Annotated in this window: 15 protein-coding genes; 7 read left to right on the plus strand and 8 right to left on the minus strand. The window is 44.3% G+C overall.

The annotated features are described in order from the left end of the window. Positions 1–49: 49 nt before the first annotated feature. The 5 genes from rpoC to FHS86_RS09530 all read left to right on the plus strand — a co-directional run bounded on the left by rpoC (position 50) and on the right by FHS86_RS09530 (position 8593). Positions 50–4339, plus strand: coding sequence for a DNA-directed RNA polymerase subunit beta' (gene rpoC / locus FHS86_RS09510; protein ID WP_429412771.1), 4290 nt, complete (start codon positions 50–52; stop codon positions 4337–4339). A gap of 10 nt (positions 4340–4349) precedes the next feature. Continuing rightward, complete coding sequence (locus tag FHS86_RS09515) at positions 4350–4676, plus strand: DUF3467 domain-containing protein (RefSeq protein WP_429412772.1); 327 nt, start codon at positions 4350–4352, stop codon at positions 4674–4676. A 405-nt stretch (positions 4677–5081) separates the two neighbouring features. Next, positions 5082–5351, plus strand: coding sequence for an OadG family protein (locus tag FHS86_RS09520; RefSeq protein WP_429412773.1), 270 nt, complete (start codon positions 5082–5084; stop codon positions 5349–5351). Between the two features lie 25 nt (positions 5352–5376). Next, the gene (locus tag FHS86_RS09525) at positions 5377–7290 is read left to right on the plus strand and encodes a biotin/lipoyl-containing protein (protein WP_429412774.1); all 1914 of its coding nucleotides are present in this window, start codon (positions 5377–5379) and stop codon (positions 7288–7290) included. A 91-nt stretch (positions 7291–7381) separates the two neighbouring features. Then, a complete protein-coding gene (locus FHS86_RS09530; RefSeq protein ID WP_429412775.1) occupies positions 7382–8593 on the plus strand; it encodes a sodium ion-translocating decarboxylase subunit beta in 1212 nt (403 codons plus the stop codon). Positions 8594–8703: 110 nt separating this feature from the next. Here the strand turns inward: FHS86_RS09530 and FHS86_RS09535 are convergent, their stop codons facing one another. The 7 genes from FHS86_RS09535 to FHS86_RS09565 all read right to left on the minus strand — a co-directional run bounded on the left by FHS86_RS09535 (position 8704) and on the right by FHS86_RS09565 (position 16015). Continuing rightward, positions 8704–8826 carry a hypothetical protein gene (locus FHS86_RS09535; protein WP_429412776.1) on the minus strand — a complete coding sequence of 41 codons (123 nt, stop codon included), beginning with the start codon at positions 8824–8826 and terminating at the stop codon, positions 8704–8706. Between the two features lie 187 nt (positions 8827–9013). Further along, positions 9014–10168 (minus strand): molecular chaperone DnaJ, encoded by a 1155-nt coding sequence (gene dnaJ, locus FHS86_RS09540; protein ID WP_429412777.1) that lies wholly within the window; start codon positions 10166–10168, stop codon positions 9014–9016. A 17-nt stretch (positions 10169–10185) separates the two neighbouring features. Beyond that, entirely contained in the window at positions 10186–10800 is a 615-nt protein-coding gene (locus FHS86_RS09545) for a nucleotide exchange factor GrpE (protein ID WP_429412778.1), read from the minus strand. Between the two features lie 143 nt (positions 10801–10943). After that, positions 10944–11447, minus strand: coding sequence for a peroxiredoxin family protein (locus FHS86_RS09550; protein ID WP_429412779.1), 504 nt, complete (start codon positions 11445–11447; stop codon positions 10944–10946). Positions 11448–11604: 157 nt separating this feature from the next. Further along, complete coding sequence (gene murA / locus FHS86_RS09555) at positions 11605–12912, minus strand: UDP-N-acetylglucosamine 1-carboxyvinyltransferase (protein ID WP_429412780.1); 1308 nt, start codon at positions 12910–12912, stop codon at positions 11605–11607. Positions 12913–12951: 39 nt separating this feature from the next. Further along, on the minus strand, positions 12952–13557 hold the full coding sequence (locus FHS86_RS09560) for a DUF4290 domain-containing protein (protein ID WP_429412781.1): 606 nt from the start codon (positions 13555–13557) through the stop codon (positions 12952–12954). A 133-nt stretch (positions 13558–13690) separates the two neighbouring features. Next, entirely contained in the window at positions 13691–16015 is a 2325-nt protein-coding gene (locus FHS86_RS09565; RefSeq protein WP_429412782.1) for an ATP-dependent helicase, read from the minus strand. A gap of 203 nt (positions 16016–16218) precedes the next feature. Between FHS86_RS09565 and FHS86_RS09570 the strand changes: the two genes are divergently transcribed. Next, entirely contained in the window at positions 16219–17562 is a 1344-nt protein-coding gene (locus FHS86_RS09570; RefSeq protein ID WP_429412783.1) for a T9SS type B sorting domain-containing protein, read from the plus strand. Between the two features lie 949 nt (positions 17563–18511). Next, positions 18512–19861, plus strand: a complete 1350-nt coding sequence (locus FHS86_RS09575) for a sigma-54-dependent transcriptional regulator (RefSeq protein ID WP_429412784.1) — start codon at positions 18512–18514, stop codon at positions 19859–19861. A gap of 15 nt (positions 19862–19876) precedes the next feature. Here FHS86_RS09575 and FHS86_RS09580 read toward each other — a convergent pair whose 3' ends face one another. After that, positions 19877–20830 carry a PorP/SprF family type IX secretion system membrane protein gene (locus FHS86_RS09580; RefSeq protein ID WP_429412785.1) on the minus strand — a complete coding sequence of 318 codons (954 nt, stop codon included), beginning with the start codon at positions 20828–20830 and terminating at the stop codon, positions 19877–19879. Between the last annotated feature and the right edge of the window lie 7 nt (positions 20831–20837).

Raw genomic sequence — 20837 nt, forward strand, 5'->3', positions numbered from 1 at the left:
TGAAACCGGATATTTATATCATTATTTGTAAACATAATACATACTATAAATGGCTTTTAGAAGAGACAATAAAGTAAAGAGTAGCTTTAGCAAAATCTCTATCAGCTTGGCATCACCCGAGGAGATCCTTGAACGATCACATGGTGAGGTACTGAAGCCTGAAACCATCAACTACAGAACTTATAAGCCCGAACGCGACGGCCTTTTTTGCGAACGCATTTTCGGTCCGGTAAAGGATTATGAGTGTCACTGTGGAAAATACAAAAGGATTCGCTACCGCGGAATCGTTTGTGACCGGTGTGGGGTAGAAGTGACTGAGAAAAAAGTTCGTCGTGAACGCATGGGCCATATTTCACTGGTGGTTCCGGTTGCTCACATCTGGTATTTTAAGTCACTGCCCAACAAAATAGGTTATCTGTTGGGTTTACCGACAAAGAAACTCGACTCGATCATCTATTACGAAAGGTATGTGGTAATTAATCCTGGTATTAAAACCCAGGATGGAATTAAATACCTCGATTTTCTTACAGAGGAAGAATATCTCGATATACTCGACACGCTTCCTAAAGAAAATCAGCTGCTCGACGACGATCATCCTGATAAATTTATTGCCGACATGGGCGCCGAGGGCCTTTACAGGCTGCTTGAACGCATCAATCTCGACGAACTATCGTACGACCTAAGGCATAAAGCAAACACCGAAACATCGCAACAGAGGAAAAATGAAGCTCTCAAACGCCTGCAGGTGGTTGAAGCTTTCAGGGCCAGTACACAATTGAATCGTCCCGAGTGGATGATTGTTAAAGTGGTGCCTGTAATTCCACCCGACTTGCGACCCCTGGTGCCACTCGACGGAGGACGTTTTGCAACTTCCGACCTGAACGATCTTTACCGAAGGGTAATTATTCGTAATAACCGTCTGAAACGACTCATCGAAATCAAAGCACCGGAAGTGATTTTGCGTAACGAAAAACGCATGCTTCAGGAAGCCGTCGATTCATTGTTCGATAACTCAAGAAAAAGCAATGCGGTTAAAACAGAAAATAACCGTGCGCTTAAATCCTTGTCCGATAGCCTGAAAGGAAAACAGGGACGTTTCCGTCAGAACCTTCTGGGTAAACGTGTTGACTATTCAGCCCGTTCGGTTATTGTGGTGGGTCCCAGCCTTCGCCTGCACGAATGTGGAATTCCGAAGGACATGGCTGCCGAATTGTACAAGCCTTTCATCATTCGTAAACTGATTGAAAGAGGCATTGTAAAAACCGTAAAATCGGCCAAGAAGATTGTTGATCGCAAAGATCCGGTGGTTTGGGACATCCTTGAAAATGTAATGAAAGGACATCCTGTAATGCTGAACAGGGCACCCACCCTTCACCGTTTGTCAATACAGGCTTTCCAGCCTAAACTGATAGAAGGAAAGGCCATTCAGCTGCACCCGCTCGTTTGTACCGGTTTTAACGCCGACTTCGATGGTGACCAGATGGCAGTTCACCTTCCCTTAGGAAATGCAGCCATCCTTGAGGCGCAAATGCTCATGCTTTCGTCTCATAACCTGCTGAACCCTTCAAATGGTGCCCCTATCACCGTTCCTTCACAGGACATGGTATTGGGTCTCTATTACATGACCAAGGCCCGTGAAGGAGCCCGTGGAGAAGGGATTCGTTTTTATTCACCCGAAGAGGCCATCATTGCTTACAACGAAGGTAAAGTAGAAATTCATACCATCGTTAAATGCAAGGTCGATGATCTGGACGATGAGGGCAACCCCATTGTTCATACCATCGAAACCACTGTAGGCCGAATTCTGTTTAATCAGACTGTTCCGAAGGAAGCAGGTTATATCAACCAGTTGCTGACTAAAAAAGCACTGCGTGATATCATTGCCTTCATCCTGAAGAAAACCAATAATGCCGTTACCGCCGACTTCCTCGATGATATCAAGAACATGGGTTACAAAATGGCCTATCGTGGAGGTTTGTCATTCAACCTTGGCGATGTAATTATTCCTGAAGATAAAGCCGAAATGGTACAGGAAGGTTACGACGAGGTGGAGGAAGTAATGATGAACTACAACATGGGATTCATTACCAACAACGAACGTTACAACCAGGTAATTGATACCTGGACACACGTGAATGCCAAACTGACACAGGTGGTGATGAAAACGCTGAGCAGCGACAAACAGGGCTTTAACCCGGTTTATATGATGCTCGATTCAGGAGCCCGTGGTTCGAAAGAGCAGATTCGTCAGCTCTGCGGAATGAGGGGACTGATGGCCAAGCCCCAAAAATCGGGAGCTACATCGGCCCAGATCATCGAGAACCCGATTCTTTCTAACTTTAAAGAAGGCCTTTCGGTACTCGAGTACTTTATCTCTACTCACGGTGCACGTAAAGGTTTGGCCGATACCGCACTGAAAACAGCCGATGCCGGTTATCTTACCCGTCGTTTGGTTGACGTAGCCCAGGATGTGATTATTCATGAAAAGGATTGCGGAACCCTCAGAGGTCTTGTTGCCAGTTCGGTTAAAAAGAATGAGGAAGTAGTAGCTTCACTTTTTGAAAGAATACTGGGGCGTACTACTGTTCACGATATTTATCATCCGCTGACGGGTAAATTAATTATCCGCTCGGGAGAAGAAGTTTCGGAAGAAATTGCAAGAAAGATCGAAGAATCACCCATCGAACGTGTTGAAATCCGTTCGGTACTTACCTGTGAGTCGGAGCAGGGGGTATGTGCCAAATGTTATGGCCGTAACCTGGCAACCGGACGCATGGTACAAAGGGGTGAATCGGTTGGTGTAATTGCTGCCCAGTCGATTGGTGAACCGGGTACCCAGCTTACACTGCGTACTTTCCACGTAGGGGGTATCGCCGGTAACATCTCGTCGCAGTCGACCATTGTGTCGCGCTACGACGGAAGGGCTGAAATTGAAGAATTGCGTGCAGTAAGCCGTAAAAGCGACGATGGCAAAGAAGTTGACATTGTTGTTAGTCGTTTGGCCGAATTGCGCATCATTGATAAAAATACCGGAATCGTCGTTTCGACCCATAACCTGCCTTATGGTTCCAAGCTTCACATTAAAAATGGTCAGGATATTTCCAAAGACCAGGTATTGTGCGAATGGGATCCATACAACGGGGTAATCATTTCGGAATATGACGGAGTTGTTGAATTCGAAAACATGATCGACGGGGTAACCTATCGTGAAGAATCGGATGAACAAACCGGATACAAGGAAAAAGTAATCACAGAAACACGTGATAAGGCGAAAAACCCGTCATTGAAGATTCTTGATAAGAGTGGTGGCGACATGATTCGTTCATACAACCTGCCGGTTGGCGGCCACATGTCGGTCGACAACAAGCAAAAGGTTTCAATGGGCGACATTCTTGTGAAGATCCCGCGTGCTTCGGGTAAAGCAGGTGATATCACCGGTGGTCTGCCAAGGGTAACCGAGTTATTCGAGGCCCGTAACCCGTCCAATCCGGCGGTGGTTTCAGAAATCGATGGTGAAGTATCACTGGGTAAAATCAAACGTGGTAACCGCGAAATTATCGTTACTTCGCGCGTTGGTGATGTGAAAAAGTACCTGGTGCCACTGTCACGTCAGATTCTTGTACAGGAAAATGACTACATCCGTGCAGGTACCCCGCTTTCCGACGGAGCCATTACTCCTGGTGATATTCTTAACATTAAAGGTCCAACGGCCGTACAGGAATACATTGTTGACGAAGTTCAGGATGTTTACCGTATGCAGGGTGTGAAAATTAATGATAAGCACTTTGAAGTAATTGTGCGTCAGATGATGCGAAAGGTAGAAATTGTCGATCCGGGAGATACACGTTTCCTTGAAAAGCAATTGGTCGATAAGATGGACTTCCTGCAGGAAAACGATTGGATTTACAACAAGAAAATTGTGACCGAACGAGGTGATAGTGAAAACTTCAAGGAAGGACAAATTGTAACCGCCCGCCGCCTGCGCGATGAAAATTCGCAATTGCGCCGGAAAGACAAGAAAGTTGTTGAATCGCGTGATGCCATCCCCGCAACTTCGAGCCAGGTACTTCAGGGAATTACCCGTGCCGCCTTGCAAACGAAGAGCTGGATGAGTGCCGCTTCATTCCAGGAAACAACAAAAGTACTGAACGAAGCAGCCATCAACGGAAAGATCGATGATCTGAACGGACTCAAGGAAAATGTAATTTGTGGTCACCTGATTCCTGCCGGAACTGGAACCAAAGAATACAAAAACCTGGTGGTTGGTTCAAAAGAAGAATACGATCGTCTGGTTGAACAACACAACATCGATGACTACGAAGAAGGTGAAGACGATTAATACAACTGTTATGGAAGATAAAAAGAAGCAGACCAATCAAATCAATATTGAACTCACTGAAGAAGTGGCTCAGGGGATTTATTCCAACCTGGCAGTAATCACCCATTCAACATCGGAGTTTGTGGTTGATTTTGTGAGGGTAATGCCCGGGATTCCAAAAGCAGCTGTAAAATCGAGGATCATTCTGACGCCTGAACATGCTAAAAGGTTGCTGATGGCCTTACAGGACAACGTAAGCAAATTCGAAAGCCAGCATGGAACAATCAAAATGAACCAGGGAAGTGATCCACACCTGCCTCCAATGGGCTTTAGTGGTGGGAATATTCCGCAAGCATAATTTGTAGATAGATTATTATCATACCAGAGGGCAGCTGTAATTCAGCTGCCCTTTTTTTATCTCTTTTCAATCGCTTTTTCTAATGAAACCAGCACCGGTAAGGGGGGCGAAGTACATGAGGACTTAGCTGCTGTTTTCAGAAAACGACTGGCAATGTTAAATAAATGATAAATGTGTCGATTGCGGATGCTACAATATATTTAGTAAATCAGATAGTACTATAATTGCTGCGTGTTTAGTAAAATGGAGGGAAGTTTTTTTTTATTAAGATACATTCAAATGCCAGGCTTTTTAATAAGCGTTCGATTATAAACCAAATCATATTAAGCAATAAATGGCGGGCAGGCAGGTAGTTTGCAGACAGGTAGCTACGTGCAATGTTCAGTCAGTAAAACTAACTAACTTATGAATAGTAATTTTGATATTGCCCTGCAACTTTTAGGAATCGGTATGCTTACCGTATTCATCATTCTCTTTATGGTGGTATTGCTTGGCAATCTGATCATTCGCTTTGTAAATCGTTTCGTTCCCGAAACCGCACAACAACTTTCAATTACAAAATCGTCTGCCGGCATGGTCGATGCCAAAAAAATGGCAGCGATTGTTGCCGCAGTGAACATGGTGAGCAAGGGAAAAGGCCGTGTTGTGAAAGTTGAAAAACAGGAAATAAATTAACAAAACCAATAAATATACTAAGCAGATGAAACAAGGTAAAATAAAATTCTCGTTATTATATCGCGATATGTGGCAGAGTTCAGGTAAATACCTGCCAAGGGTCGATCAACTGGTGAAAGTGGCACCCCATATCATCGAAATGGGATGTTTTGCGCGGGTTGAAACCAATGGAGGCGGATTTGAACAAATCAACCTGCTTTTCGGCGAGAATCCAAATAATGCCGTTCGTAAATGGACGCAACCCTTTAACGATGCAGGTATTCAAACACACATGCTCGACCGTAGCCTGAATGGACTCCGCATGAGTCCCGTTCCGGCCGATGTACGTCAACTCATGTACAAGGTGAAGAAAGCACAGGGCACCGACATTACCCGTCCGTTTGACGGATTAAATGATGCCCGTAATATACTCGATTCCATTAAATATGCCCGAGGGGCCGGAATGATCGCGCAGGCTGCTTTAAGTCTTACCTATTCCGAAGTACACACGGTCGATTACTATGTCGATCTTGCTGACGAGCTGATCAGGGGCGGGGCCGATGAGATCTGTTTAAAGGACATGGCCGGAATAGGACGTCCTGCCTGGTTAGGTCAAATTGTAAGCGGAATAAAAAAACAACATCCCGATATTCCACTCCAGTACCATGCACATTCTGGACCCGGCTTTGCCATGGCTTCAATTCTTGAGGTTTGTCGTGCCGGCGTTGAGTATGTCGACGTAGCCATGGAACCACTTTCATGGGGAACAGGTCATGCCGATTTGCTGGCCGTTCAGGCCATGCTGAAGGATGCCGGCTTCGATGTACCCGAAATCAATATGGATGCCTACATGAAGGTTCGCAGCCTAACCCAGAGTTTTATCGACGATTTTCTGGGTTATTACATCAATCCTAAAAACCGGTACATGAATTCATTGCTCATCGGTCCCGGCCTACCCGGAGGAATGATGGGTTCATTGATGGCCGACCTCGAAAACAACCTCGAAAGTGTCAATAAATGGAAGAAAAAGCACAACAAACCTGAGTTGATACTCGACGAACTTTTAGTAAAACTGTTTAACGAAGTACAATATATCTGGCCAATGGTTGGTTACCCGCCGTTGGTTACTCCCTACAGTCAATACGTAAAAAACCTCGCATTGATGAATGTGATGCAAATTGAAAAGGGTAAAGAACGCTGGAGCATGATTGCCGATAATATTTGGGACATGCTCATGGGTAAAGCCGGAAAACTACCGGGAACCATTGCTCCGGAAATTCAGAAACTGGCCGACGAGCAGGGCCGCGAGCCTTTTACTGCCAATCCGCAAAGTCTTTTTCCCGATGCACTTGATAATTTCAAAGCCGAGATGGATAAAAATGGCTGGGAATATGGCCAGGACAATGAAGAATTGTTCGAACTGGCCATGCATCCCGAACAATACCGTGCCTACAAATCGGGTGCTGCCAAAAAGGCGTTTGAGGAAGATCTGGCAAAGAAAAAAGCAGAAGGTGGCGGTCTGTTTGCAGCTCCACAGGCTGGCAATGACTCAGTACCTGTTCAGTCGGGCGCTTATGTTGCACAGCCTTCAAGCATGAATATCAATGTGAATGGCGAAATCTTTAAAGTAACTGTTTCCTATGATGAAGCATCCGGAGGTACAAACAGGGAGGAAAAAGCAAACGAAAAATCGGAAGGAACGGTACAGGCCAGCACTGTTTCAGGCGATGTAAAAGAAATTACCGCACCGCTTGAAGGAAAGTTTTACCTGACCAAAAGCAATACTGAGAAACCTGTAAAACCTGGTGATCAGATAAACGAAGGTGATCTGATCGGTTATATCGAAGCCATGAAGACTTTCAATGCCATCAAAGCCGATAAGGCGGGTAAGGTGATTGAAATTGTAAAGTCGAATGGCGAAGATGTCGAAGAGGATGACGTATTGGTATTGGTTCAATAATGCGGATGTTTAACTGCTGTTTGTGCTGTTTGCCCGGTAGGATCTCAGCACATCAACAGGCAGCAGTTTACAGCCTCATAAAATTTGATGTATGGAAACATTACGAAAACTATATGAAATGACCGCATTTGGTGCTTTGTTCACCAATCCGGGACCATTAATCATGCTGCTGATTGCTGGCGTTTTACTTTACCTTGGAATCAAAAAGCAGTATGAGCCTTTGTTGTTGATTCCCATCGCTTTTGGTGTGATATTGGCCAATTTGCCGGGAGGACAAATGGGGGTGGTGCCTGGAGAACTGATTGAACTGCCCGATCATCGGTACATGAACCTTTACGAGATTGCACATGAGTATGGAATCATGAATTTTTTGTACTACATGCTGATCAAAACCGGACTGCTTCCACCCATTATATTTATGGGAGTAGGAGCTTTAACCGATTTTGGTCCGATGTTGCGTAATCTACGGCTTAGTTTATTTGGAGCTGCTGCCCAGCTTGGTATTTTTTCTGTATTATTGGTTGCCATTGCTGTCGGCTTTACACCACAGGAAGCCGGATCGCTTGCAATTATTGGGGGAGCCGATGGACCTACGGCCATTTATACAACCATTAAACTCGCTCCTCATCTTTTGGGTCCCATTGCCATTGCAGCTTATTCTTATATGGCTTTGGTTCCTGTTATTATTCCTTTGGTGGTGCGAATTACTTGCAAGGAAAAGGAATTAAAAATCAACATGAGGGAAATGGATAAGCTTTATCCTGCCAGACGACAGATAAAAAATATCCGTACCGTAAAAATAATTTTCCCCATAGTATTGGGAATTGTAATTGCATTTTTCGTACCCTCATCGGTTCCCTTACTGGGAATGTTGTTATTTGGCAATCTGATTAAAGAGGTTGGGGCCAATACACTTCGTTTGAGTGAGGCAGCCAGTGGCCCGATTATGAATACGGCGACCATCTTTTTGGGCTTAACGGTGGGAGCAACCATGACTTCCGATGTGTTCCTCGATACCAAGACGATCGGGATCATAGTAGGTGGTTTCTTTGCCTTTGCAATTTCAGTATTTGGAGGAATTTTCGCTGTGAAACTCTATAACCTGTTTTCTAAGAAGAAGATCAATCCGCTGATTGGAGCAACCGGGCTCAGTGCTGTGCCGATGGCATCGCGGGTGGCCAATGAAATTGCATTGAAATACGATTCAAAAAACCATGTGCTGCAGTATTGCATGGCCAGTAACATTTCTGGCGTTATCGGCTCAGCAGTTGCGGCAGGTGTTCTGATTTCATTCTTAGCCTAGAAATACTGTTGTAGCGATACCGTATTTTAATAATTTTTGTTTATGATTTGTGTTACGCCTTGCCTGGAAACAGGTGAGGCGTTTGCATGCCCGGCATGAATAAAACAGTTTTATCGCTCGTCTTTTTCTGATGAAAACGGATTGTTTTTTGTTTTATTCTTTTGTCTGTCGCTTACAATGACCACCAGCACTGCCAGCAGAAAGATGGCCAGCGCAATTAAAAAAGCTATCATATTTCAGTGTATTGGTGATTGAATATAATCAATAAACGCACCGTGTAGTCAAATATTGCTGCGATGGTCTTCTGTTTCGTGAAGCAATGTTAAGTAAGCCAGTTGTAAGGGCTGTATATTTTCCAAAATAAAAAGCCACCTGCATTTTTTGACAGGTGGCTTTTCAATGGAATAGGTTGTTGTATGTTTAATCGAACATTCCTTTCATTTTCTCAAAAAAGTCTTTCTTCCCTGATGCAGCTGTTGGTCCTCCCTGAAAATTAGGCTGATCAATCAGTTTCTCGAGAAGTTTTCGTTCTTCGGCATTGAGTTTTGAAGGCACCCAGGCATGTACGCGTACCAACAAATCACCTTTGCCATATCCGTTGATGTCGGGCAGCCCTTTTCCTCGCAGGCGCAGAATCTTCTCGGGTTGTGTTCCTGCTTCAATTTTTACCTTGACCTTGCTGTCGACCGTTGGAATTTCGGCAGTTGTACCCAGTGCCAGTTCAGGGAGGTTGACAAACAAATTATAAATCAGGTCGTTTTCATCGCGAATGAGTTCCGGGTGTTCATCTTCCTGAATCAGTACGATCAGATCGCCGTTAATGCCACCCCTGCGAGCCGCATTTCCTTTTCCGCTTACCGAGAGCTGCATGCCCTCGGCCACGCCTGCCGGAATGTTCAGGCTGATTACTTCTTCTCCTTTTACAATACCCTCTCCGTAACATGAAGTACATTTGTTGGTGATAATTTTGCCTTCACCGTTACATGTTGGGCAAGCCGAGGTGGTTTGCATCTGTCCGAGAAAAGTATTCGAAACACGGGTTACCTGTCCGCTGCCATGGCAGGTTGAACAGGTAGAATAGGAGCCGTCTTTTGCCCCGGAACCGTGGCAGCTGTCACAACTGACATATTTTTTGACCTTTATTTTTTTCTCAGCGCCATTGGCAATTTCACTGAGATTAAGTTTCACCTTGACTCTTAAGTTTTGACCACGGTTAACGCGTTGTCCTCTTCCACGTCCGCCTCCTCCTCCGAAGCCGCCAAAGCCGCCGAAATGACCGCCGAAAATATCACCGAACATCGAGAAAATGTCGTCCATGTTCATGTTCTGTCCACTGAAACCTGAGGCGCCTCCAACTCCGGCATGACCATACTGATCATAGCGTTGGCGCTTCTCGGCATTACTCAGTACCTCATAGGCTTCGGCCGCTTCTTTAAATTTTTCTTCAGCTTCACTATCACCGGGGTTTTTGTCAGGATGGTACTGCAAGGCCTTTTTACGGTAGGCTTTTTTAATTTCTTCGGCAGTGGCTCCTTTCGTTACTCCCAGTACTTCGTAGTAGTCGCGTTTACTCATTATTTAGCTTTTAAATTTTATTCCCCGATAACAACTTTGGCATAACGAATTACTTTATCGTTGAGCAGGTATCCTTTTTGGATCACATCTACTACCTTGCCTTTAAGTTCTTCTGTTGGGGCTGGTATTTTGGTAATTGCCTCGTGCAGGTCGGTGTCAAAATCAGTTTCGCTGGCTTCAATTTCCTTGATTCCGTTTTGCTTAAGAAAATCGCTGAAACGTTTGTAAATCAGGTCGAGACCATCCTTTACTGCACTGGCTTCGGTGGCTTCCTCCATCGAGCGAAGCGCTCTTTCGAAATCGTCCATTACCGGCAAAACATTGATTAATATGCTTTCACCTGCCGATTTGGTCATTTCCATTTTTTCTTTCAAAGTTCGCTTGCGGTAATTGTCAAATTCAGCCTGGAGACGCAAATACTGGTCATCTTTTTGAGCAAGCTTTTGCTCCAGTATTTCTATTTTTTCTTCACCGCTATCTTTTTTCGACTTTTTGTCACTTTTTTTTGCTTCTTTCTTGCTGTCGGCCTTTTCTTCTTTCTTTTCTTTTTTTACATCGATATTTTCAGGCGCAGCATCCTGTTGAACGGTCTTTTCGTCGGCCGTTTGATTATTTTTAGTCTTTTCTGTCATGTTCACCTTGTTTTAAATACGGGCACGAAATTACAAATATTCTGCCAATTGCCCTTTTCGGTCATTATGGCACGATGCAACAGTGTAAAAATGACAAAAAAAGAGTCACGTACAGCGTGACTCTTTTTTTGTCCTGTTCGGAGCTAGTCAAGTAGCTGGCTCAATGCTTTTTCAAGCATGGGGCCGCGTAGATTTTTGGCTACAATGATGCCATCTTTGTCGACTAAGAAGTTGGCAGGGATACTGTTTACTTTGTAAACACCGGCATATTTTGCATACCAGCCTTTCAGGTCACTAACATGGTAAGGCCAGGCAAGTTGATCCTTTTCGATGGCGGCCATCCAGCTGGCTTTGTCCTGATCGAGTGAAACACTGAAAATGGTGAATCCTTTGTCTTTGTACTTATTGTAAGCCTCAACCAGTGTCGGGTTCTCTCTGCGACAGGGGCCGCACCATGCTGCCCAGAAATCAATTAATACGAGTTTTCCCTGGGTTTGAGACAAGCTCATTGTTTCTCCATCGGGATTTTTTTCGCTGATTTCAGGTGCTTTATTGCCAATGTTGAGTCCTGTTTGCTGTGCATTGCCCGCTTTGTATGAGCCAAGCAACAGGATGACGAGTGTAATAATTAAGCTAAATTGCTTCATCTTTTTCTGTTTAATTTGTTATTGTATCCGACTTTTATTGTAGGATGAATTACAAAAATAACACCATTCAGTCGGCTTGGTTTTAGAAGCTGTTAAAAAAGCATTAAAATCGTTTGAATTTTATTGGATGAGGCACAAGCTTCATAATTTGCAGTTGTTAGTCAACCCTTTGTATGCGTGCGCCTATTTGCTGGAGCCTTAATTCGATGTTTTCGTAACCCCGGTCGATTTGTTCGATGTTGTGTATGGTGCTTTTGCCATCGGCCGATAAGGCAGCAATTAAAAGTGCCACACCTGCTCTGATGTCGGGCGATACCATGGTGGTTGCCTTGAGCTGATGTTGATGGTTTAAACCAATTACGGTGGCCCTGTGGGGATCGCAAAGAATAATCTGGGCGCCCATGTCGATGAGTTTGTCAACAAAGAAAAGTCTGCTTTCGAACATTTTTTGATGAATCAATACACTGCCTTTGGCCTGGGTGGCTACCACCAGAAAAACACTGAGCAGGTCGGGGGTGAGTCCGGGCCATGGAGCATCGGCAATGTTCATAATGGAACCGTCGATGAAACTTTCAATTACATAGTTCTCCTGAGCAGGGATGAAGATGTCGTTTCTGCGAAACTCAAGCTGAATGCCCAGTCGTTTAAACTGAGAAGGAATAATACCCAGCTGATCGGCTTCGACATTTTTAATGGTAATCTCGGAGCTTGTCATCGCAGCAAGGCCGATGAAACTGCCTACTTCAATCATGTCGGGGGCAATGGTATGCTCACAGCCCGAGAGTTGTGCTGTGCCTTCGATACGGAGCAGGTTCGATCCGATTCCGCTGATTTTAGCTCCCATGCGTACCAGCATACGACATAGTTGCTGAATGTAGGGTTCGCAGGCTGCGTTGTAGATGGTGGTGGTGCCTTTGATTAACACGGCTGCCATGATGATGTTGGCGGTACCGGTTACCGAGGCCTCGTCGAGCAGCATGTAGGCACCTTCGAGATTTTTTCCCGAAACTTCGTAAACCTTATTGTTTGCATCAAAGTTAAACTGAGCGCCCAGCTTTTGAAAACCAATAAAGTGGGTGTCGAGTCTGCGACGACCGATTTTATCTCCTCCGGGCGTAGGGATGTAACCTATGCCAAAGCGTGCAAGCATTGGCCCGAGTATCATCACAGAGCCGCGCAAGCTTCCGGCCAGTTTCTGATATGGTGCTGTTTTAAGCAATTCGGGCTTTACTGCGGCGGCACAAAAACGATAAACTCCTTTATCAAGGCGTTCGGTTTTGACTCCGATCAGTTTTAGAATGTCAATCAGGTGAAGTACATCGCTGATTTCAGGAATGTTACTGATGGTAACAGTGTCTTCGGTAAGTAATACAGCACAAATAATCTGGAGTGCTTCGTTTTTGGCTCCCTGTGGATACAGGTCTCCTTTTAGTGATTTACCGCCTTCGATGACAAATGTTGACATAGACTACCAGTAGATTACAGTGAATAAATTAGCGTGTATTTATCTTTTTTTGGGATTGGGACGTTTGCCCGTGTTGAATTGTTTTTTCTTTTTGTAGATAAGATCCTTGGTTTCACTAAGCTGGAAATCGTCAGGGACTTCAATTTTTCCTTTTGCCAACTCGGCAAAGTCGGCCATCACCACCTCGTCGGTTACGGTTTCCTTGTTCCAGGTGAGATAGCACTTTTTCATGTGGTCGGCCAACATCTGAATAAGTGATTCTTTCTCACTTCCTTCTTCAAATTCAGCTGTGCGCTTGATCATTTTTTCAACAATCTGACCATAATGGCGGTAGCGGAAATCACCGTTCTTGTATGGAATTTTATTGGGTTTCCCGCCCAGAATGCTGTCGGTTGGCAGCTCGTAGGGAAAGTCGATGTCGAGTTTGAAATCGGCCATAATGGCCAGGTGATCCCATAGTTTGTGCCTGAAATCTTCGATGTCGCGAAGGTAAGGGTAAAGATTGCCCATTACATCGATAATGGTTTGAGCGGCTTTTTGTCGTTCTTCCCTGTTTTCGATGGTCAGGGTATGATCGATCATATTCTGAATGTTTCTGCCATATTCGGGCAGTACGAGTCTCTTACGATTTGAGTTGTAATCCATTTGGTATTTGATTTCTATGTAGAAAATTAAATCTTGTATGCTTTTGAAGGTCAGGAAAGATTGGATTCCCCATTCGAAGCATGGCAAATTTAGTAAACTATTTTAAAGATAAACAATTCGGGACTGATTTTGATCATTTTACCACTTTTAAGCGGGCAAACTTGAGCAGAAGTTGCTTGCGACCTGCATTCAGAAAGAGTACTGTCGCTTTTTTATTTGCTTCATCACCTTCGATGGCGAGTACCTTTCCTCTACCAAAACGTTGATGTTCCACTTCAATGCCTTCAACAATGAGTGATGGGGCGTCGTGCTGGAAGGCGGGCCTTCCCTGTGCCTGTGCAAGCCGGGTAAGCCTTTGTGTCATTTGGGGTGAGGCAGCAGGCTGTGTTCGTCTGGGTGGCATGTTGCGCACCAGTGGCTGCTTTTGGGGCCTGGCATGATAAGCACTGTCATTTTGTTCGTCAAGAAACGAAGGAAGATTAAGGTTGGAAGGCATTAAGAGATAGCTTTCGTCGAGTTCGGAAATGAAGCGGCTGGGTTCGCAAAAAGTAAGCTGGCCCCAACTGTAGCGCTGGCGGGCGAAGGCTATCCAAACGTTTTTCATGGCCCTTGTTAATGCGACATAAAACAGACGGCGCTCTTCTTCAAGGTTTTCAGGCGTAAGCACACCCGAAAAAGTGGACGGAAAAAGCTTGTCTTCTACGCCTACAATGAAGACATTTTTAAATTCAAGTCCCTTGGCCGAGTGAACCGTCATGAGTGTCACCTTATTCCGGTCTTCATCCTTGTCGGAATCGAGATCAGTAATGAGTGCCACTTCTTCGAGATAGTTTTCAATTCGGTTGGGTAAACCTTCTTCCCGTGCATTGATGGTAAAATCCTGAATGGCATTAAGCAATTCCTGAACGTTTTCAAATTTGCTCAGGTTTTCAGGAGTTTTGTCCTTGTACAGGTCTTCAAGTAAACCGGTATTTCGCGAAACCGATAGTGCCAGCTCATAGGCTGTGCTTTCGGTAAGTTGTTCTTTAAACCCATTGATGAGTTGCACAAAACGATCAATTTTACCCAGGGTCCCCTTGTTGAGCTCTATAGGATATTTATTGGGTGAACTGATGATTTCCCAGATGCTGACCCCGAATTCGTTGGCGCTTAATTCAAGTTTTGTGAGGGTGGTTTGCCCGATGCCCCTGGCCGGATAATTGATGATGCGCTTGAGCGCTTCATTGTCGTTGCTGTTGGCCGATATACGCAAATAAGCCAGCATATCCTTGATTTCCTTGCGTTCGTAAAACGAGAGGCCACCGTAGATTTTATAGGGAAGATTTTGTTTCCGTAGTTGTTCTTCAAAGATTCGGCTTTGCGCATTGGTGCGATACAGGATGGCATAGTCGGAAAACTGATCGTGGACCGAAAGACGGTGCTGATTGATTTCGTTCACCACCAGCGTGCCCTCTTCATTGTCGGTAAGGGCCTGAATAATCTTTATTTTTTCTCCTTCTTCATTTTCAGAAAAAACATCTTTGTGAAGCTGTCTTTTGTTTTGTTTTATAATGCTGTTGGCTGCATTTACAATGTTTTGGGTCGAACGATAGTTTTGTTCGAGTTTAAAAGTCTTATATCCGGGATAGTCGTTTCTGAAATTTAGAATATTCTCGATTCGTGCCCCCCTGAATGAATAAATACTCTGGGCATCGTCGCCTACCACACAGATGTTTTTGTGTGCGTCGGCCAATTTTTTAACAATGAGGTATTGTGAAAAATTGGTGTCCTGGTACTCATCGACCAGCAGATAGCGAAATTTCTCCTGGTATTTCTTCAAAATCTCAGGATGTTGGTGCAACAACAGGTTGGTGTTCAGCAGCAGGTCGTCGAAATCCATGGCACCCGACACTTTGCATCGGCGGCTGTATTCCTTATAAATTTCGGCGATGCGCGGCATTCTGATGTTACGGTCGTATTCCATTGCAGCCTGGTTGGTGGCGTAATTGGCGGCAGTGATCAGGTTATTCTTTGCAGCCGAAATACGGCTGAGTACCGTGTTGGGCTTGTACACCTTATCGCTGAGCTGCATTTGTTTCATGATACTCCTGATCAGACTTTTTGAATCGGAAGTGTCGTAAATGGTAAAAGTTTTGGGGTAGCCGATTACTTCGGCTTCGGTACGCAGAATTCTTGCAAAAATTGAATGGAAGGTTCCCATCCACAGGTAGCGGGCAATGTTGTTGCCCACCACCGAAGCAATACGTTCTTTCATTTCGCGGGCCGCCTTGTTGGTGAAGGTGAGCGCCAGAATTGACGATGGGGCATTGCCCGTTCGTAACAGGTGGGTGATGCGGTAGGTAAGTACACGGGTTTTTCCCGATCCTGCACCTGCTATCACCAGACTGGGGCCGTTTATTTCTTCAACAGCTGATCGCTGAACGTTATTTAATCCTTCAAGATAAGGGTATTCCATCATGTTAAAAAACTATTTGCAAGTAATAAGAAGTCAGCTTAGCTGATAAAATAAAAATTCAAAAATAACAGATGTGGAACGATAAGCAGACAATTCTACTTTAAAATTTTAAATTTGTACAAATCATGGGTGTTGAAAAGCTGAAATGCCGGCATACAATAATCGCAGGTCTTTTCTGTTTTAATACCAGAAACATCAAAAGTGATATGAACCAGTTGGTAGTTTTTAAGTGGCTTTTGGCAGCGCTGCTTTTCATCAATATTTCGGCGAGAGCTCAAACCGGGCTGCAGGCACCGGGTGCGGTAATAACAGATCAGACTGTTTACGGTGACAAATACGCTTTGTTTTGTGTAGCAGATGCTAGCAGCGAAAGCGGAATACTAAGCATCGTATCACCTTTTGCAGAAAGTACCGATTTTACCTGGGAAAAGTACAACGAAGCTTCGGGATCATTTGAAGCTTATTTTGGAAACATCGAAAGCGATACCCTGCAGTCGACAGCCAGCCGGCTTGGAAATGGCGCCTATCGTGTTCTGCTAAGTGCCGGAGGAAGTACGAGCATCTCCGAAGTGCGATGGGTGCTCAACGACTGGATTCAGATTACCCACATTGCAATTCCTGATTCAACTTCGAACTGCGATTATTTTAAAACGGACGCGGAATACGATGCTGCAGCCCTTAATATGGTCGCATTGGCGAGTGGTGAAAGTTACAGTTTGCGTGACATTAATCCGGGCTTTACCTTCGAATGGTCGAAGGACGGGGTTTGGGCAGGTGCTTTTTTGTCGACCACCATTTCTCCGCCAATTGCCTCTGACACACCTGTTAAATATGATTTGAAAGTGAGTGATGCCTTTGGTTGTAGTGCCAGTGCCAGTGTTGATTATATTTCAAAAGTGACCGATGCCCAGTTTGTAGCCGATCAGTACGAAGGGGAAGCTGTGCTGGAAGTGGGTTTTCAAAATAATTCAATTAACTACGACTCGGCCTACTGGTATTTTTACAAGGATACCTGGCAAATTTCACTGGAAATTGAGGAAGGTGAAGGAGCTCCTGTCGACAGCATCGATTTTGTTTTAAGAGAGGATGCGCCCATGCATGAATTCAAAATGGCAGGTGAGTACATCGTAAAGTTGGTGACCGTTAAAGTGAATGAAACCGGTAATTGCTACGACAGTGTAATGATCAGCCCCTACATTAGTGTGCTTGAAACGCTTGTTGAGGTTCCAAATGCCTTTTCTCCGAATGGGGACAATGTTAACGATCAGTTTGTTGTTAAAGCGCAGTCGCTGAAGGAAATGAAAATATGGGTTTATAATCGCTGGGGCGGACTGGTGCATTCATGGAGCTATTCAAATATTACGTCGAGCGACGAAGTGTATGAACATGCTGTTTGGGATGGACGAATCGGGAACCGAATGGCTTCACCCGGTGTATATTATTACGTGATTAAATACCAGGGCCGTCAAATTGACCGCGACGGAGTAGGTAAAGGGCGTCCCATCGAAGGGACCGAGAAAGGTTTTTTCCACCTTTTCAGAGGGAAATAGATCCTTCCTTTACTGCTATTTTTTTTAATCTGGATTTCTGCTTCGCATTAAGCGGGAAGCGATCCTTATTGTTCAATATAAGTTGTGCCTGTTGACCGTTTATCTGTTTAAAATGACTGCGGTGAGGCGTAGCATGACATCCATCTGTATATGCAAATATACAGCTGTAGCAGTGGTCGGAACACTTGTTGCTATAGTGTATCATCATCTTCTTTTATTTAATAAAAAAGTGCAGCCATTACGGCTACACTTCCCAACTCAATTAAAATACGCAGCTGTGTATTTCACTTCTCCTATTCCCCCAAATTAAAAATCAACTCAATTAACTTCAACCTAAACTATGTGCTTAATCTTTTCCCTCAATGAACTGTACCAGCCAATACAATCGATGTGCCATTTTTTAAAGTGTCAGTAAAACAGCACGGTATGGTTTTGGTAGCTTTTTATCTTAGCCCCAGTTTGGGACAATGGGGATATTTTTGGGAACTTGAAAATTAAGGGAACCTAAACTGATGAAGCAAGCTGAACTATACGCTGGTTTTGCGACAGAATTCAACTTTGATCTTCTTTTGGAAAAAAGAAAAGGACAAAGCCTTTCGGTTTTGCCCTTCATCTAAAATCCTCTCCTCTGTCATCTCCCTCTAAAAAATTGCTCAACTCTTACTAAACTAACTAAAACTAAACCCTTATTTACTTCCCTGTTTTTGAATTCCTCTTGTCTTTTATCATCAAACTACAATACCAAAGTTACCAATTCGGATGCCAAAATTTTAAGTATCACGATATCAGTAGTTAATGTGTTTGTGCCATGTTTTAAATGTTTCATTTTGGGACAAAAAGATTGTATGCGGGACATTTTTTTAATTTTTAATTGCTCACCTAATCAATTTATGCTTAAATTGATGCAGAACACTAATTCTAATCGACGAAACCTGAAAATGCCAAAAGCATGAGACAAAACAAGTACTTAATCTTTCTTGTCGACGACAATGCTTTATTTTTGAAAGTGTTGAATAAAACATTGAGTACCAATGTCAATTACGAGGTGGTGCCTATTGCCTCGGGAGGCGAATGCATCAAGCGGCTTAATGAACAACCCGACATTATTTCGCTCGATTATACCCTCACCGATATGACGGGTAAGGAAGTATTGGACGAGGTTCAGAAGCGGTCGCCCCAGTCGCAGGTCATCATTGTTTCGGGTCAGAATGATATCAATACGGCCGTTAACCTGCTGAAGCAGGGTGCTTACGATTATATTGTGAAAGGGGTTGATACGCGTGAGAAAATTTCAATTGCCATCGAAAAGATCATCGAACGAATTGAGTTGAAGCAGGAAAACAGCCGCTTAAAGGAAGCCATAGGCCATCAGTACAACTTCAGACAGCTCATAAAAGGGGGCAGCAAAACCATGGAACAGGTATTTTCGATGATGGCCAAAGCAGCCAAAGCCAATATTAATGTATCGGTTTTTGGCGAGACGGGTACAGGTAAGGAGTTGGTCGCCAAAGGAATTCACTATAATTCCGATCGCAGCAACCAGCCTTTCATTGCAGTCAACATTTCTTCCATACCCGAAACCCTGATCGAAAGTGAACTTTTTGGATATGAAAAGGGTGCATTTACAGGAGCCGATGGTAGTAAACCCGGAAAGATTGAGCTGGCCCATAAAGGGACACTGTTTCTTGACGAGATTGCCGAGATGAACCTGAACATACAAGCTAAGTTGCTGCGTGTTTTGCAGGAGCGTGAGGTGGTTCGTTTGGGAAGCAATAAGCCGGTGAAATTCGATGTCAGGGTGATTATCGCTACGCACCGCAACTTAAGAGAACAGGTTGAAAATGGAAATTTTCGTGAAGACTTTTACTACAGGTTGCTGGGACTCACCATCGATTTGCCGCCTTTAAGGGAAAGAGGCAGCGATTGTATCTTGTTGGCCAAGCATTTTGTCAATGAATTTTGCAATGAAAACAAGATGAGCACCAAACAGATTTCAGATGCAGCGGTACAAAAGTTACAGGCTTATGCTTTCCCGGGAAATGTAAGAGAACTCAAGGCACTCATGGAACTTGCCTGTGTACTGTCGGATGGAGAAGTGATTGAAGGGCAGCACATCAACATTAATCCGCTAAATTTGAATAAAAATCTTTTGTCGCAGGAAAAGACACTTCAGGAATACAACGAAGACATCATCAGGTATTTTGTTGAAAAATATGATAATGTTCGGGAAGCAGCCCGTAGGCTTGGTATCGGAAAATCGACCATTTACCGTTACCTGAACCAGGAAGCGGAGGAGTAAACTGCTTTTAATTCTTTAGAAGCCTACCGATGGTAAGGCTTGATTTTCGCTTGTTTTGAAGTCGTAGCGCAGCAGTATCTCAAAAGTACCATTGTTGTACTGAGATAAACGGGTGTGGCTGTAATCGTACGAAAAGCCAATTTTCAACTGATCGATTCTGAACTGCGCATAAGCTCCCACTGCATCGCTGATCCGATACATGGCACCAATACCAAAGCGATCGTAAAAAATAAAATTGAAGTTGAAATTTGCACTTACCGGAGCTCCGGCCGTAGCAATGATATTTAATCCGGGTTTGAAAATTACCGGGTCGGACAAACGGTAAATATAGGCACCCTGTATAAAGTAATGCCTTTCCTCACGGCTGCTGGTTTTTAACGTTGTTTCATCGCGATGGTATTTGTTCTCAAGTAGTCGGGGAAGTGAAATGCCGGCATAAAAGTTTTCACCCCACCAAAACAAACCAACTCCAAAATTAGGCATGAAACGTCGGTAGTCACCGTAGTCGATCAGGTACTGGTCGTCGTAATGATAACGGTCGAGCCGGGTGAGTGACGACTGGAGGTAATTGAAGCCTCCTTTGAGACCGAAACGAAGCCAGCTGGCTCCCGATACTTTTATCTTATAGGAATAGTCGAGGAAGAAGGCAGTAGTCGTTACCGGACCAATGTTATCGTACATGAAATCGAGACCAGCGGCAACATTCAGTGAATCGAAAGGCATGCTTAGATTGAAGGATGAAGTTAGCGGACTTCCTTCGAGATTCAACCACTGTTTACGGAATGTGGCCGATGCACTTCCTACCTCACGCACGCCGGCGTATGCCGGGTTAACCGACAAGGGGTTGTTGATGTATTGTGAATATACCGGATCCTGCTGCGCATGCGTCTTTTCAATGCAAATCAGCATCAGAACCAGCATGGGAAGCAGGCAGCTAAGCAGTCTCGATATGTATCTTCTCCTCTTCATTTTTTCA

It is taken from the genome of Roseimarinus sediminis, assembly GCF_050433125.1.
Classification (GTDB): Bacteria; Bacteroidota; Bacteroidia; order Bacteroidales; family Prolixibacteraceae; genus Roseimarinus; species Roseimarinus sediminis.